The organism is Amycolatopsis sp. NPDC005003 (assembly GCF_053600695.1).
The window spans coordinates 58,300-71,435 of record NZ_JBSGAI010000019.1; the positions used below are offsets into that span (position 1 = coordinate 58,300).

The window sequence follows — 13,136 nt, forward strand, 5'->3', positions numbered from 1 at the left end:
GGTGGCCTGGCGGGGACGGCGGTCGGCCGGGCCACCCCGCCGGTCAGCGGGTGCCCAGTGCCTCGGTGAGGTGGGCGTCGAACTCCCGGGCCGCGTCGGCGATCGGCCGGCGTCCGGTGGCGATGTCGGCGAAGAAACCGTTGATGGACTTGTCGCTCTCGATGGTCGCCCAGCCGGGGGCGGCCGGGGTGGCGACGCTGGTCTTCGCCGCGGTGGCGAAGGCCGCGTTGACCGGCGGCAGCGTGGGCGTGATCCGGTCGATCAGCTCGGTGGAGATCGGCGTCCAGCCGTCGATCCCGGCGATGGCGTCGCGCTGGACGGCCGGGTCCGTCGCCGCCTTGAGGTAGGCCAGCGCCAGGTCCTGGTTACGGCTCTTGGCGGCGACGGCGAGGTCCGAGCCGCCGAGGAACACCGGCTGGGTCTTCCCGGGCGTGGCGCTCGGGAAGGGGAACGTGCCCAGCCGGTCCTTCAGCTCCGGCTTGTTCTTGAGCACGGTGTTGACGCTCGTGTCGAGGATGGCCGCCGCGCCGCCGGAGGAGAAGATCGCGGCCTGGTCCGGGGCCTTGGTGTCGACGTTGCGGGACGCGGGGGAGGAGTAGGCGTTCTGGAAGTCCTTCCACGCTTGCAACCCCTTCAGCGCCTCGGGGCTTTCGAGGGCACCGGTCCACTTCCCGTCCTTCCGCGTGGCGAGCTGCCCGCCGGCGTCCCAGACGAACTGCAGCGCGCCGAACCAGTACCGGCCGGGGAAGTGGAAGGCCGAGAAGTCCGGGGCCGGGTGCTTCGCCTTGACCTTGTCCAGCGCCGCGGTGAGCTCCGGGAACGTCGTCGGCGGGGCGGTGACGCCGGCGTCGGCCCAGAGCTGCTTGTCGTAGATCACCGCCCGGTTGCCGGCGAACAGCGGCGCGGCGTACAGCTTTCCGTCCACAGTGGCCGGTCCGGCCAGGCCGGGCAGCCAGGTCTGGCCCACGGCGAGCTCCTCGCGGTGCGGGGTGAGGTCGGTCAGCGCGCCGTTGGCGGCGAACAGCGGGACGTTCGTGTTGCCGATCTCGATGACGTCCGGGGTGGTGTCCTGGGCCAGCGCGGTGCTGATCTTCGTGTTGATGTTGTCCCACTCCTGGATCTGCACGGTGACCTTCGCGCCGGTGGCCTTCTCGAACGCGGCGTTGATCGCCGCGGTGGCCTGGTCGCTGAGGTCGCCGTTCATCAGCCAGACGGTGAGGGTGCCACCGCCGGCGGCCGGTGCGGGGGTGTCGGTGCCGCAGGCGGTGGCGGTCACGGCGGCGACGGCCAGTGCGGCGGCGAGGGTGCGTCTGCGCATGGGGAGCTCCTGAGCGGTCAGCAGTGGCCGAGGTCGCGCCACTGGGCGGTGAGGCCGGGCTCCGAACCCTGGGTCCACCAGTTCGCCTGCCAGAGGTGGGCGTTGTGCTTCACGCGCTGGCCCTCCAGGTACACCGTGCCCCAGTCCCATTCCGCCGCGGTCGAACAGTTCGCGGGCTGGGAAGGCGTGGTGGGCGTCGTCGGCGTGGTGGGCGTGGTCGTCGGCGGCGGGGTGGTCGGCGTCGTGCAGCCGGTGACGGTGTCCACATGGGACGTTCCGGTCGAGCGGTACCGCCCGGCCTGCGCGACGGCGTCGGCCGGGGAGACGACCTGGTTGCCCGCGTAGTAGGTCCAGTCCACCTGTTCGGTGTAGACGCTGTTCCCGCTCGTGTGCCCGGCGGTGTCGATGAACCACATGTTGTAGTTGATGGACATCGGCGTGCGCGGGTACACCGGGTTGCCCTGCGCGTCGGTGGTGTGGTCGGCGGTGAGCACGCCGTCGATGTAGTACTTCACGTGCCCGCCGGAGACCTGGGTGACGACGTCGTGCCAGCCGGCGAAGCTGCGGTTCTGCGCGGTGGACGTGCGCAGGCCGTCCCACGACGGGTTGTTCCAGTAGGTGTACCAGCTGGTCTGGTAGTTCGCCTGCGGGCCGCCCCAGCCGCCGTTGGGCAGGTACTCGGAGAAGTCGAGCTCGCTGTAGAGCGGGTCGCGGTCGTACCGCAGCGGGGAGATCGTGAAGTAGGTTTCGTTGACGTGGTCGCCGTCCGGGCCGCTGTCCGGCGCGTCGGTGAAGCGGACGCGGCTGGCGTAGGTGCCTTCGAAGAACCGCAGCTGGTTCTGGTAAAGCTCGGCGTGCGTGGTGCCCGCGGCGCTGCCGTCGGTGGTGGCGGTGAGCTGGGCGACGCGTTCGCCGTTCACGGCCGGGAAGCTGACGTTGCTCGTCAGCCAGCGAGCCCCGGGGACGCCGGGGCTGCCGACGTCGTTGCGCGTGGTCCACCCGGCGCCGCCGAAGGCGCCGTCGGTGGGCGAGGCGTAGTGGAAGTCGTCGAAGAGCACACCGCAGCCGGCCGCGGCGGACGCCGGGCTGGCGTCGGCCCCGCCGGAGAGGACGAGGGCCGTCGCGGCCGCGGTCGCGATGCTCGTCAAGGCTGCTGTGGTGGTCCGGATGGACATGGGTCTCCTCCTGGGGATGCCGTCCGCGGGGAGCGCCGATTGGTCTAGACGAATCAGGTGGCCAGTACCTTCCTCCCTGACCACTGGTAAAGTCAAGAAGGCAGTAGAACTTACCTTTGGTAATTTCTGGTGGGGGTCAGCCGATCCAGGCGCGGTAGGCCGCCAGGTCCACGTTGCCGCCGCACACGACCGTCACCACGTGGCGGCCGGCGAACCGGTCGCGGTCCTCGAGGACCGCCGCGATGCCCAGCGCCGCCGACGGTTCCACCACCAGCCCGGCGTGCTCCAGCAGCAGGCGCATGCCGGTGATGATCGACGCCTCGGTGACCAGGACGGCGTCGTCCGCGACGACGAGCAGGTCGGCCAGCACCTCCGGGATCGGCCGCCGCCCGGCGACGCCGTCGGCGATCGTGTTCGTCGGGCCGGTGGTGACCACGCGCCGCGCGTGCCAGGAACGCGTCATCGCCGGGGCGCCGGCCGGCTGGACGCAGACCACCTCGGTCCCGGGCGCCTCGGCCCGCAGGACGTGCCCCACCCCGGTCGCCAGCGCGCCGCCGCCGAGGGCGATCAGGACGGCGTCGAACGCGGGCCCGGCGGCCGCCAGCTCCAGGCCGATGGTCGCGGCGCCGTCGCACGTTTCGAGGTCCAGGCTGTCTTCGACCAGCCGGATGCCGTCGCGGCGGGCGATGGCCGCGGCGCGCTCGCGGGCCAGTTCGTGGTCGCCGTCGACCAGCTTCAGCCGGGCGCCGAGCGCGCGGATGCGGGCCAGCTTGGCCGCCGTCGCGTGCCGGGACGCGACGACGGTGACGTCGAGCCCCCGGTCGCGGCCGGACCACGCGAGCGCTTGGCCCAGGTTGCCCGCGCTGGCGCACACCACCGCGCCCGTGAGCCCGCTCGCCACCACTTCGGTGCCGCGGCCCTTGAAGCTCCGCACCGGGTTCGCCGTCTCGAGCTTGATGCTCACCGCACACCCGAGAACCGGTTCCAGCGCTTCGCAGCGGAACAGCGGTGTGTCGAGGAAGACCGGGTCGATCACCGACCGGGCCGCCCGGATCCGGGCGAGGTCGAGGCGCGTTTCCGGCACGCCGGCAGCCTAGTGCGCGGGCTGGAACAGCTCCACGAGGTTTCCGGCCGGGTCCGCCAGGAGGATCTGCCGCCCGCCGGGCCCGGACACCACCTCGGTGCGGAACGCCACCCCGGCCTCAGTCAGGCGGGCGATCTCGGCGTCGAGGTCGGCGACGACCAGGTGGATGCGGTTGCGCCCGGCGGCGGCGGAGTCCGCGGGGGTGGCGCGGGCGCCGGAACTCGCCGGGCCGGACAGCAGCAGGCGCAGGGAGCCGCGGGTGACGTCGGCGAAGGCCGGCGCCGCGCTCATCCGGACCGTGAAGCCGAGGTGGGTCGTGTAGAAATCGAGGGCCGCCGGTACGTCGTCGACGACGTACCGGACGCTGGCGTACTGCTCACTCATGACCGGGCCTCCTTGCCGGGTACCAGTTCCGGCAGCAGGTGCCGGATGCGCGTGTCGAGCTCCGAAGCCGTCATGGCCATGGACTCCGCTGTCGGGTCGGGGATGCTCCAATGGCGGCGCCGCGGGTGGTGCGGGAACTCCGGGCAGACCTCGCGGACCCGGTCGCACACCGTGATGACGTGGTCGAACCGCCGGCCGGCCACCGTGTCCAGGTGCCGCGGCCGCTGCCCGGTGACGTCGATGCCGAACCGCTCGCCCAGCACCCGGATCGCGCCGGGGTGCAGGGCGGCCTTCGGGTGGCTGCCCGCGCTGGTCACCGTCACCTTCCCGGCGGTGCGCCGGCGCAGCAGCGCTTCGGCGATCGGGGACCGGGCGCTGTTGCCGGTGCAGAGGAACAGCACCGCGACCCGCCCGGGCGAGGGGAGTCCGGGACGCAGGGCCGGGTGCAGTGCCGCGCCGGTCTCGGCGAGCGCGGCCGCACAGTGGTCGAGATCGAGGTGGTAGTAGCTGTCCCGCCCGTCGAAGCTGCTGCGCGTGGCGGTGACCAGGCCACCGCCGCGCAGCAGCCGCAGGTGGTAGGAGACCAGGTTCTGCGGCTCGCCGACGCGCTCCACCAGTTCCCGGACCCGCAGGTCGCCGCCGGCGAGCGCGGTCAGCAGCGACCACCGCAGCGGGTGGGCGGCCAGGCGGACGAACTCGGGTGGCTGAGCGGCCATGCCCGGACAATACATCAAATGGATTTGATGGAAAAGGGCGTCATGATGAGACACGGGCCGAGCGAAGGGACAGCGGATGACCGAGGAGGAAGCCGCGATCGTCGCGGTGGTGCGGGACTTCGTCGATCGCGAAGTCCGGCCGGTGGCACGGGAACTGGACCACTCCGACACCTACCCGGAAGCGCTGATCGAGCGGATGAAGGAGCTCGGCGTCTTCGGGCTGGCCGTCCCCGAGGAGTGGGGTGGCACGCCGGTCTCGGCCCGGTGCTTCGCCGAGGTCACCGAGGAACTGGCGCGCGGCTGGATGAGCCTGGCCGGCGCGATGGGCGGCCACACCGTGGTCGCGAAGCTCCTCGTCACCTACGGCACCCACGAGCAGCGGGAGCGCCACCTGCCGCGGATGGCCACCGGCGAGGTCCGGGCGACGATGGCGCTGACCGAACCCGGCGGCGGCTCCGACCTGCAGGCCCTGCGCACCACCGCCCGCCGCGACGGGGAGTCCTACGTGGTCGACGGCGCGAAGACGTGGATCACCAACGCCCGCCGTTCGCGGCTGGTCGCGCTGCTGTGCAAGACCGACCCGCACGCCGAACCCGCGCACGCGGGCATCAGCGTCCTGCTCGTCGAGCACGGGCCGGGCTTCGAGGTCGCGCGGGACCTGCCGAAACTGGGGTACAGAGGGGTCGAAAGCTGCGAACTGTCCTTTTCGGACTTCCGGGTGCCGGTCACCGCGCTGCTGGGCGGGGCGGAGGGCCGGGGGTTCGCGCAGATGATGCGCGGGCTGGAGATCGGCCGGATCCAGGTCGCCGCCCGCGCCCTCGGCGTCGGCCGGGCCGCGCTGGAGGATTCGCTGCGGTACGCCCAGGAACGCGAGACGTTCGGGAAGCCGATCTGGCAGCACCAGTCGGTCGGCAACCACCTCGCCGACATGGCCACCAAGCTGGAGGCGGCCCGTCAGCTGGTCCACCACGCCGCCCGCCGCTACGACTCCGGCGAGCGCGCGGACCTCGAAGCGGGGATGGCGAAGCTCTTCGCTTCCGAGACGGCGATGGAGATCGCCCTGAGCGCGGTCCGCATCCACGGCGGCTACGGCTACTCGACGGAATTCGACGTCGAACGGTACTTCCGGGACGCGCCGCTGATGATCGTCGGCGAGGGCACCAACGAAATCCAGCGCACGGTGATCACCCGGCAGCTGATCCGGCGGCATCGCCGCGGCTGAAGTGGAGTGAGCGTGGTGGGGCCGTGCCGACTTGGGGGGAGGGGCAGGCACCGCCCCACCACGCTCGGCCGGGCGACGCGAGGTGGCGCCGCGTTGCCCGGCTGGTCCGGAATCGCCTACCGTGTCCGGGTTTCCGCCGGGTGGGCGGTCCAGGGCGGATTGCCGCACTGCGGTCGCCAGGTGCCGAGGTGCACCCACTGGCGGCCCCAGGTGTGGGACATGAGGACCGTCGGGCGCCGGCACCGGGGGCAGGTCTGCGGCGCCGAGTCGATGGACACCTCGTCCTCCTCCGAGCGGTGAGTGGTGGCGGGGACGAGGATCGTCCGAACAGGACCGGAGGGGACCGGGGAAACTACCCGGATCGCTACGCGGGTTGCCCGGGTTGCCCCGCCAGCCAGGAAGCGACCTGGGTCCGCGAGTTGAGGCCGAGCTTCACCAGGATGTTCTCGACGTGCCCTTCGACGGTCCGTCCGCTGAGGACCAGGGCGGCCGCGATCTCCTTGTTGCTCATCCCGCGGGCCACCAGCTCGGCGATCTCCCGCTGCCGCCGGGTCAGCCCGCCGGGCTCGGCCGCCTTGTCCGCCACCCGCGTGGCGGGCCGCTCCCGCAGCGCGTAGCGGACGACCTCGTCGAGGCCGCAGCCGGCCGCGTCGGCGAACGCCGCGGCGAAGGCGTCGTCCCCGAGCGCCTTGCGGGCCGGCGCCGCGCACTGCTCGTCGACACCCTGGTACGGGCTCATTTCGCCGACGCGGGCGCCGCTGAGCCGCCAGACCGCGTCGGCGCCGCCGAGCAGCCGGGCCACCCGCTCGTGCTCGCCTTCGGCGGAGTGGCACCACGCGAGCGCCTCGACGAGGAACGCGAGCAGCGTCCGGTCGGGCAGCCGCAGCGCGACGGCTTCGTGCAGCAGGTCCGCGGCCCGCCGGGGCTCGCCGGCGCGCCAGCGGTGGATCGCGACGGCCCACAGCGCGTAGCCCCGCGACCAGCGCGCCTCGTGCCGGTCGGTCAGGGCGAGCGCCTCCTCCGCGGCGACGGCGCCCTGCGGGTCACCGAGGAAGAAGCGCGCGGCGGCCAGCAGGATCAGCGTGTCGAACACCAGCAGCGCGTCGCCGGCCGCGCGGTACCCGGCCAGTGCCCGCTCCAGCAGCTCGGCACCGCCGGTCAGGTCGCCGGTGAAGAAGGTGGCCATGCCGGCGCATTCCGCGTGGCCGGCCCGGAGCCGTTCGTCGTCGAACTCGACGGCGAGTTCGCCCAGCTCCGCCAGCAGTTCGGCGTGCGGCGCGCCGGTCTGGATCGCCAGGAACGCCATCGCGTACAGCCCCCGGGCCCGGACCAGGGTGCGCTCCCGGCACAGTTCGAGGCCGCGCCGCAGGTAGCGGCAGCCTTCCGGGACGAGGCCGCCGCCGTACCAGAAGTTCCACAGCGAAGCCGCGATGTCGAGCGCCTGGCCGGCCTGCCCCGGGCCGGCCAGGCAGTGTTCCAGTACCGCCCGGAGGTTGGCGTGCTCGCGGCGCAGCCGGCCGAGCCACTCCGACTGCCGCGGGCCGAACCCCTCGGCCCGGTAGCGCCGCGCGAGGTCCGCGTAGTACCCGGCCTGCCGGGTCCGCACGTCGGCCTCGGTGGCCAGCCGGGCGCCGCCGTATTCGCGCACGGTCTCCAGCATGCGGTACCAGGCGTGCCGCCCGAAGGTGCCGTTCTGCCGCCGGATGACCGATTTGTCGACCAGGCCCGTCACGACGTCCAGCGTGCTGCCGCCGCCGTCTTCCGCGGGCACGCAGACGTGCTCGACGGCGTCGAGGTCGAACCCGCCGGGGAACACCGACGCCTGCGCCCACAGCCGCTGCTCCGCGGGCGTGCAGAGCTCGAAACTCCAGTCGATCGCCGCTTCGAGCGTCCGGCGGCGGGGCGGCACGGCGGCCGGCCGGGAAGTGAGCGGGCCGAGCCGGTCGTCGAGGCGTTCGAGGACCTGGTCGACCGTCAGCACGCGGACGCGGACGGCGGCCAGCTCGATGGCCAGCGGGATGCCCTCCAGCCGGCGGCAGATCCGGCTCACGGCCGGGCGGTTGTCCGGGGTGAGCTCGAAGCCGGGCGAGACGGCCGCCGCGCGGTCGGCGAACAGCGTGACCGCTTCGACCGGGCCGCCGCCGGCGTCCCCGGGCCGGGGGACGGGCAGCGGCTCGACGTGCAGGAGGTGCTCGCCCTCCACGTGCAGCGTGTGCCGGCTGGTGGCCAGGACCCGGAGCCCGCCGGAGCCCGCGAGCAGCTTGGCGACCAGCGTCGCGCATTCGTCGGCCACGTGCTCGCAGTTGTCCAGCACCAGGAGCAGCTGCTTGTCTTCGAGGTACTCCGCGAGCCCGGCGGCCTGGTCGCTGGTCCCGCGCAGGCCGAACGCCGTCGCCACGGTGGCCGGCACCAGGTGCGGATCACCGACGTCGGCCAGCTCGACCAGCCACACGCCGTCCGGGAACGCCCGCCGCACGTCGGCGGCGACCCGCAGCGCCAGCCGCGTCTTGCCGACACCGCCGGCCCCGGTGAGCGTGACCAGCCTGGCCGTGGCCAGCAGCCGCTTCACCTCGCCGAGCTCGTGGCGCCGGCCGACGAAGCTGGTCAGCTCGGCCGGGAGGTTTCCGGCACTTCGGCGGGATCGGGCACCCATGCGCCGAGTCTAGGTCCGCACCGCGTCGTCCCTCCAATCACCGGTGATGCCTCCTCAGTCACGGGTGATGCCCCGCTGATCACGCGAGATGCCTCCCGGATCACGCGAGACACCCGGCGGAACAAACTTCGTCGCAGATATTGTTAACAATCTGATCGACGATTAGGGTGCGGGTATCGAGACCCGGAGCGACGAGGAATCCCCTTGATCATCGACTGCCACGGCCACTACACCACCGCCCCGCCCGCCCTCGCGGCGTGGCGCGACCGGCAGATCGCCGCGCTGGACGGCGCCGGTGCCCCGCCCACCGCGGCCGGCCCGCGAATCAGCGACGACGAGATCCGCGAGAGCATCGAAGGCAACCAGCTGCGGCTGATGGACGAGCGCGGCATCGACCTGACGATCTTTTCGCCCCGCGCCTCCTTCATGGCCCACCACGTCGGCGGCTTCGAGACGTCGGCGGCGTGGGCGGCGATCTGCAACGAGCTCTGCCACCGCGTCAGCACGCTCTACCCGGAGCGGTTCGCCCCGGCCGCGATGCTCCCGCAGTCCCCGGGTGCCGACCCGGCGACGTGCCTCCCGGAGCTGACCCGCTGCGTCGAGGAGTACGGCGCCGTCGCGCTGAACCTCAACCCCGACCCGAGCGGCGGCCACTGGACGGCCCCGCCGCTCACCGACCGGTCGTGGTACCCGGTCTACGAAAAGATGGCCGAGTACGACATCCCGGCGATGGTGCACGTCAGCACCAGCGTCAACCCGGCGTTCCACACCACCGGCGCGCACTACCTCAACGCCGACACGACCGCGTTCATGCAGCTCGTGCAGGGCGACCTGTTCGCCGACTTCCCCACGCTGCGGCTGATCATCCCGCACGGCGGCGGCGCGGTGCCCTACCACTGGGGCCGGTTCCGGGGGCTGGCCATGGCGCTGGGCAAGCCCGAGCTGGAGGAGCACGTGCTGAACAACGTCTTCTTCGACACCTGCGTCTACCACCAGCCGGGCTCCGACCTGCTCTTCGACGTGATTCCGGCGCGCAACATCCTCTTCGCGTCGGAGATGATCGGCGCGGTCCGCAGCGTCGACCCGCGCACCGGCCACCACTTCGACGACACCCGCCGCTACGCCGAAGCCGCCCACCTGTCCGAAGACGACTGGGCGGCCGTCCGGGAGCACAACGCCCGCGCCGTCTACCCGCGCCTGGACACGCTCCTGAAGGGCCAGGGCCGGTGACCGCGCCGAAGACGCCGGGCTGGCTCGACTGGTGCGCCGCACCGTCCACACCGGACTTCCGGTTGCCGCCCGGCACGGTGGACGCCCACTGCCACGTCTTCGGCCCGCAGGCGGAGTTCCCCTTCGCGCCCGAGCGCAAGTACACCCCCTGCGACGCGGGCAAGGAGCAGCTCTTCGCCCTGCGCGACCACCTCGGCGTCTCCCGGAACGTCATCGTCCAGGCCACCTGCCACGGTGCCGACAACGCCGCGATGGTGGCCGCCGTCCGCGCGGCCGGCGGCCGGGCGCGCGGGGTCGCCACCGTCCGGTCCGACGTCGGCGACGCCGAGCTGCGGGACCTGCACGCGGCCGGGGTCCGGGGCGTGCGGTTCAACTTCGTCAAGCGGCTCGTCGACGCCGCGCCGCACGACGAGCTGCGCGCCATCGCGAAGAAGATCGCTCCGCTCGGCTGGCACGTCGTCCTCTACTTCGAAGCCGCCGACCTGCCCGAGCTGGAAGGCTTCTTCGGCACGCTGCCGGTGCCGCTGGTGATCGACCACCTGGGACGGCCGGACGTCACGAAACCCGTCGGCGGCCCGGAATTCGGCCGGTTCCTGGACTTCGCCGGCCGCCACGACGTCTGGGTGAAGGTGAGCTGCCCCGAGCGGCTGACCGTCACCGGGCCGCCCGCCTACGCCGACGTCGTCCCGTTCGCCCGCCGCGCCGTCGAGGAGTTCCCGGACCGGGTGCTGTGGGGCACCGACTGGCCGCACCCGAACCTGAAGCACCACATGCCCGACGACGGCCTGCTCGTCGACCACGTCCGGCACGTCGCGGACACCCCCGGAACGCAGCGGAAGCTGCTCGTCGACAACCCGATGCGCCTCTACTGGCCCGGCGAAACCGCCTGAACCCCCGAAGGGCATGCAATGCAGCACGCCAACGCGCTGAACCGGCTGAACCGCCTGCCGATCGCCCGGTTCCACAAGGTCACCCTGTTCGCCGTCTCGTTCGCCTATTTCTTCGAGTTCGCCGACATCAACAGCTTCGCCACCACCGCACCCAAGCTGATCAAGCTCTGGGGCGTCACGGTCGACCAGGTCGCGTACGTGACCTCGTTGTCGTTCGTCGGGATGTTCTTCGGCTCGATCATCGCGAGCACCATCGCGGACCGCTGGGGCCGCAAGAACGCACTGGTGCTGACGACCGTCTGGTTCGGCGTCTTCTCGTTCGCGGCGGTGTTCTCGTGGGACATCGTGTCGCTGGGGGTGTTCCGCGTCCTGACCTCGGCGGGCCTCTCGGCGATGACCGTGGTCGCGGTGATCTACGTCAACGAGCTCTACCCCGCGGCGAACCGGGGCAAGTACCAGGCCTACGCGATCGTGATCGGCATCTGCGGCACGCCGGTGACGAACCTGATCGCCAGCGTCGTCGTCCCCCTCGGCGACTGGGCGTGGCGGCTGGTCTACCTGTGGGGCGCGCTCGGCGTCCTGCTCGTGCTGTTCACCCGGCAGCTGAAGGAGTCGCCCCGCTGGTACGAAAGCCGCGGCGAGCACGCGAAGGCGGACGCGGTGCTGCGGGAGATCGAAGCCCGGGTGGCGGCCGAGAAGGGCCCGCTGCCGGAACCGGCGCCGCCGGCCGGGGAGGCCCCGGTGGCCAAGGCCCCGCTTCGGCTGTTGCTGCGCAAGCAGTACCTGCTGCCGACGTTGCTGCTCACCGTCCTGTGGGTGACCCAGACGATCGGGTTCTTCGGCTATTCGAGCTGGGCGCCGACGCTGCTGGCCAAGGAGGGCTTCAGCGTCGAGAAGTCGGTGTTCTACGTGGCGCTCACGACGGTCGGCGCGCCGCTGGGCTCGTACCTGGCGGCCCTGGTCACCGACCGGTTCGAGCGCAAGTGGTGCCTGGTCGCGTTCGGCACGGTGATCGCGCTGTGCGGGCTGTTCTACGGGCTGACGTTCGATCCGGTGCTGATCGTGGTGTTCGGCTTCCTGGTCAACATGTTCGAGCGCGGTTACACGGCCCTCGGGTACGCGTACTCGCCGGAGCTGTTCGACACGCGCGGCCGGTCGCTGGGCACCGGCGTGTCGTACGGCTTGGGCCGGCTGTCGAACGCGGCGGGCCCGCTCATCGTGGCCGGGCTGTACAACGGCAGCGGGTACCGGAGCGTGTTCTTCTTCATCGCCGGGACGTGGCTGGCCGGCGCGGTGGTGCTGGCGGTCTTCGGCCCGCGGACGCGCCAGGCCCGGCTCGCGCGGGCCGCCGCGGCGCCGGCCGGGGTCTAGAACGCGTACCGGACGCGCAGGTACGGCGCGTGGACGGCGATCAGGTCCAGCAGCTCGTCCAGCAGGGCCCGCTTGTGGCCGGTGCGGTAGCGGACGTTCACGCCGCCGCCCTCGCTGCGCTTGGTCTCCTGCAGGTCGGGCCGCCAGAGGACCTGCTCGGCCTTGGGGTGCCAGCCGAGGTTGACTTCGTGCAGCGCGCGGTTGTGCGTCAGCATGATCACCTCCGCGGCCAGCTGGGCCTTGGTGGCGTCGTTCGTGGCGTCGCCGAGGTCCCGCAGCAGCCGGGCCCAGTCTTCGAGCCACCCGTCGTAGACGACGACCGGGCTGAGGTTGACGTGCACCTCGTACCCGGCGGCGACGAAGTCGTCCAGTGCGCGCAGCCGGTCGGCGATCGGGCTGGTCCGCAGGTCCAGCAGCTTGGCGGGCCGCTCGGGCATCAGCGAGAACCGGACGCGGGTGCGGCCGCGCGGGGCCAGCTCCAGCAGCCCGCGGTGGACGTACTTGGTGGCGAAGGACGCCTTCGCGGCCGGCTGGCCGGCGAACAGGGCGATCAGGTCCGCGACGTTGTCGCTGACCAGCGCGTCGACCGAGCAGTCGGAGTTCTCGCCGATGTCGTAGACCCACGCGGCGGGATCGCACTGGTTCGGCTCCGGCTTGGGGCCCCGCCGGGCGATGTGGCGGGCCAGGTAGCCGGTGATCTGCTCGATGTTGGCGAAGACGGTGATCGGGTTGGAGTAGCCCTTGCGGCGGGGCACGTAGCAGTAGGCGCAGGCCATCGCGCAGCCGTTGGACGTCGAGGGCGCGATGAAGTCGGCCGACCGGCCGTTGGGCCGGGCCGTCAGCGACTTCTTGATCCCCACGACGAGGGCTTCGCGTTTGATCCGCACCCAGCGGCGGACGTTGGTCTCGTCGCCGTGGAGTTCGGGGATGCGCCAGTGGCTGCCGACCTCGACGACGGTGGCGCCGGGAAAGCGGTCGAGCACCTGGCGCCCGCGGGGGAGCTCGGCGGCGGCGGGTTCGACGTAGATGCGCGACGGCGCCAGCAGCTTCTCCCGCTCGAGGGCCGCGTCTGTCACGGAAGGTTCACCTGCGC

11 protein-coding genes are annotated in these 13,136 nt (G+C 72.2%); 4 read left to right on the forward strand and 7 right to left on the reverse strand.

The features are described from left to right. Window positions 1-43: 43 nt before the first annotated feature. The 5 genes from ACWED2_RS22625 to ACWED2_RS22645 all read right to left on the reverse strand — a co-directional run bounded on the left by ACWED2_RS22625 (window position 44) and on the right by ACWED2_RS22645 (window position 4,677). Entirely contained in the window at window positions 44-1,318 is a 1,275-nt protein-coding gene (locus tag ACWED2_RS22625; protein WP_449692467.1) for an extracellular solute-binding protein, read from the reverse strand. Between the two features lie 17 nt (window positions 1,319-1,335). After that, window positions 1,336-2,493, reverse strand: coding sequence for a carbohydrate-binding protein (locus ACWED2_RS22630; RefSeq protein WP_449692468.1), 1,158 nt, complete (start codon window positions 2,491-2,493; stop codon window positions 1,336-1,338). Between the two features lie 136 nt (window positions 2,494-2,629). Next, window positions 2,630-3,577, reverse strand: a complete 948-nt coding sequence (locus ACWED2_RS22635; protein ID WP_449692469.1) for a threonine ammonia-lyase — start codon at window positions 3,575-3,577, stop codon at window positions 2,630-2,632. A gap of 9 nt (window positions 3,578-3,586) precedes the next feature. Then, window positions 3,587-3,961, reverse strand: a complete 375-nt coding sequence (locus ACWED2_RS22640; RefSeq protein ID WP_449692470.1) for a VOC family protein — start codon at window positions 3,959-3,961, stop codon at window positions 3,587-3,589. Then, window positions 3,958-4,677, reverse strand: coding sequence for an arsenate reductase/protein-tyrosine-phosphatase family protein (locus tag ACWED2_RS22645; RefSeq protein ID WP_449692471.1), 720 nt, complete (start codon window positions 4,675-4,677; stop codon window positions 3,958-3,960). The genes ACWED2_RS22640 and ACWED2_RS22645 overlap by 4 nt, the downstream gene beginning before the upstream one ends. A gap of 76 nt (window positions 4,678-4,753) precedes the next feature. Between ACWED2_RS22645 and ACWED2_RS22650 the strand changes: the two genes are divergently transcribed. Beyond that, entirely contained in the window at window positions 4,754-5,899 is a 1,146-nt protein-coding gene (locus tag ACWED2_RS22650) for an acyl-CoA dehydrogenase family protein (protein ID WP_449692472.1), read from the forward strand. 364 nt (window positions 5,900-6,263) lie between these two features. On the opposite strand, the gene ACWED2_RS22655 is transcribed toward ACWED2_RS22650, so the two are convergent. Further along, window positions 6,264-8,552: an ATP-binding protein gene (locus ACWED2_RS22655; protein ID WP_449692473.1), complete on the reverse strand. Its 2,289-nt coding sequence runs from the start codon at window positions 8,550-8,552 to the stop codon at window positions 6,264-6,266. Between the two features lie 204 nt (window positions 8,553-8,756). Between ACWED2_RS22655 and ACWED2_RS22660 the strand changes: the two genes are divergently transcribed. The 3 genes from ACWED2_RS22660 to ACWED2_RS22670 are packed head-to-tail and all read left to right on the forward strand — an operon-like array spanning window position 8,757 to window position 12,043. After that, complete coding sequence (locus tag ACWED2_RS22660) at window positions 8,757-9,782, forward strand: amidohydrolase family protein (protein WP_449692474.1); 1,026 nt, start codon at window positions 8,757-8,759, stop codon at window positions 9,780-9,782. After that, window positions 9,779-10,672 carry an amidohydrolase family protein gene (locus ACWED2_RS22665; RefSeq protein ID WP_449692475.1) on the forward strand — a complete coding sequence of 298 codons (894 nt, stop codon included), beginning with the start codon at window positions 9,779-9,781 and terminating at the stop codon, window positions 10,670-10,672. Before ACWED2_RS22660 ends, ACWED2_RS22665 begins: the two co-directional genes overlap by 4 nt. Window positions 10,673-10,690: 18 nt before the next feature. Next, entirely contained in the window at window positions 10,691-12,043 is a 1,353-nt protein-coding gene (locus tag ACWED2_RS22670; protein ID WP_449692476.1) for an MFS transporter, read from the forward strand. On the opposite strand, the gene ACWED2_RS22675 is transcribed toward ACWED2_RS22670, so the two are convergent. Beyond that, the gene (locus tag ACWED2_RS22675) at window positions 12,040-13,119 is read right to left on the reverse strand and encodes a spore photoproduct lyase family protein (protein WP_449692477.1); all 1,080 of its coding nucleotides are present in this window, start codon (window positions 13,117-13,119) and stop codon (window positions 12,040-12,042) included. The two genes, ACWED2_RS22670 and ACWED2_RS22675, sit on opposite strands and share 4 nt — an antisense overlap. Window positions 13,120-13,136: the final 17 nt, after the last annotated feature.

What these genes read in the sequence shown, in the direction of transcription:
- ACWED2_RS22625 (WP_449692467.1), bottom strand. Translation starts at nt 1,318, where the DNA reads ATGCGCAGACGCACCCTCGCCGCCGCACTGGCCGTCGCCGCCGTGACC.
- ACWED2_RS22630 (WP_449692468.1), bottom strand. Translation starts at nt 2,493, where the DNA reads ATGTCCATCCGGACCACCACAGCAGCCTTGACGAGCATCGCGACCGCG.
- ACWED2_RS22640 (WP_449692470.1), bottom strand. Translation starts at nt 3,961, where the DNA reads ATGAGTGAGCAGTACGCCAGCGTCCGGTACGTCGTCGACGACGTACCG.
- ACWED2_RS22645 (WP_449692471.1), bottom strand. Translation starts at nt 4,677, where the DNA reads ATGGCCGCTCAGCCACCCGAGTTCGTCCGCCTGGCCGCCCACCCGCTG.
- ACWED2_RS22650 (WP_449692472.1), top strand. Translation starts at nt 4,754, where the DNA reads ATGACCGAGGAGGAAGCCGCGATCGTCGCGGTGGTGCGGGACTTCGTC.
- ACWED2_RS22655 (WP_449692473.1), bottom strand. Translation starts at nt 8,552, where the DNA reads ATGGGTGCCCGATCCCGCCGAAGTGCCGGAAACCTCCCGGCCGAGCTG.
- ACWED2_RS22670 (WP_449692476.1), top strand. Translation starts at nt 10,691, where the DNA reads ATGCAGCACGCCAACGCGCTGAACCGGCTGAACCGCCTGCCGATCGCC.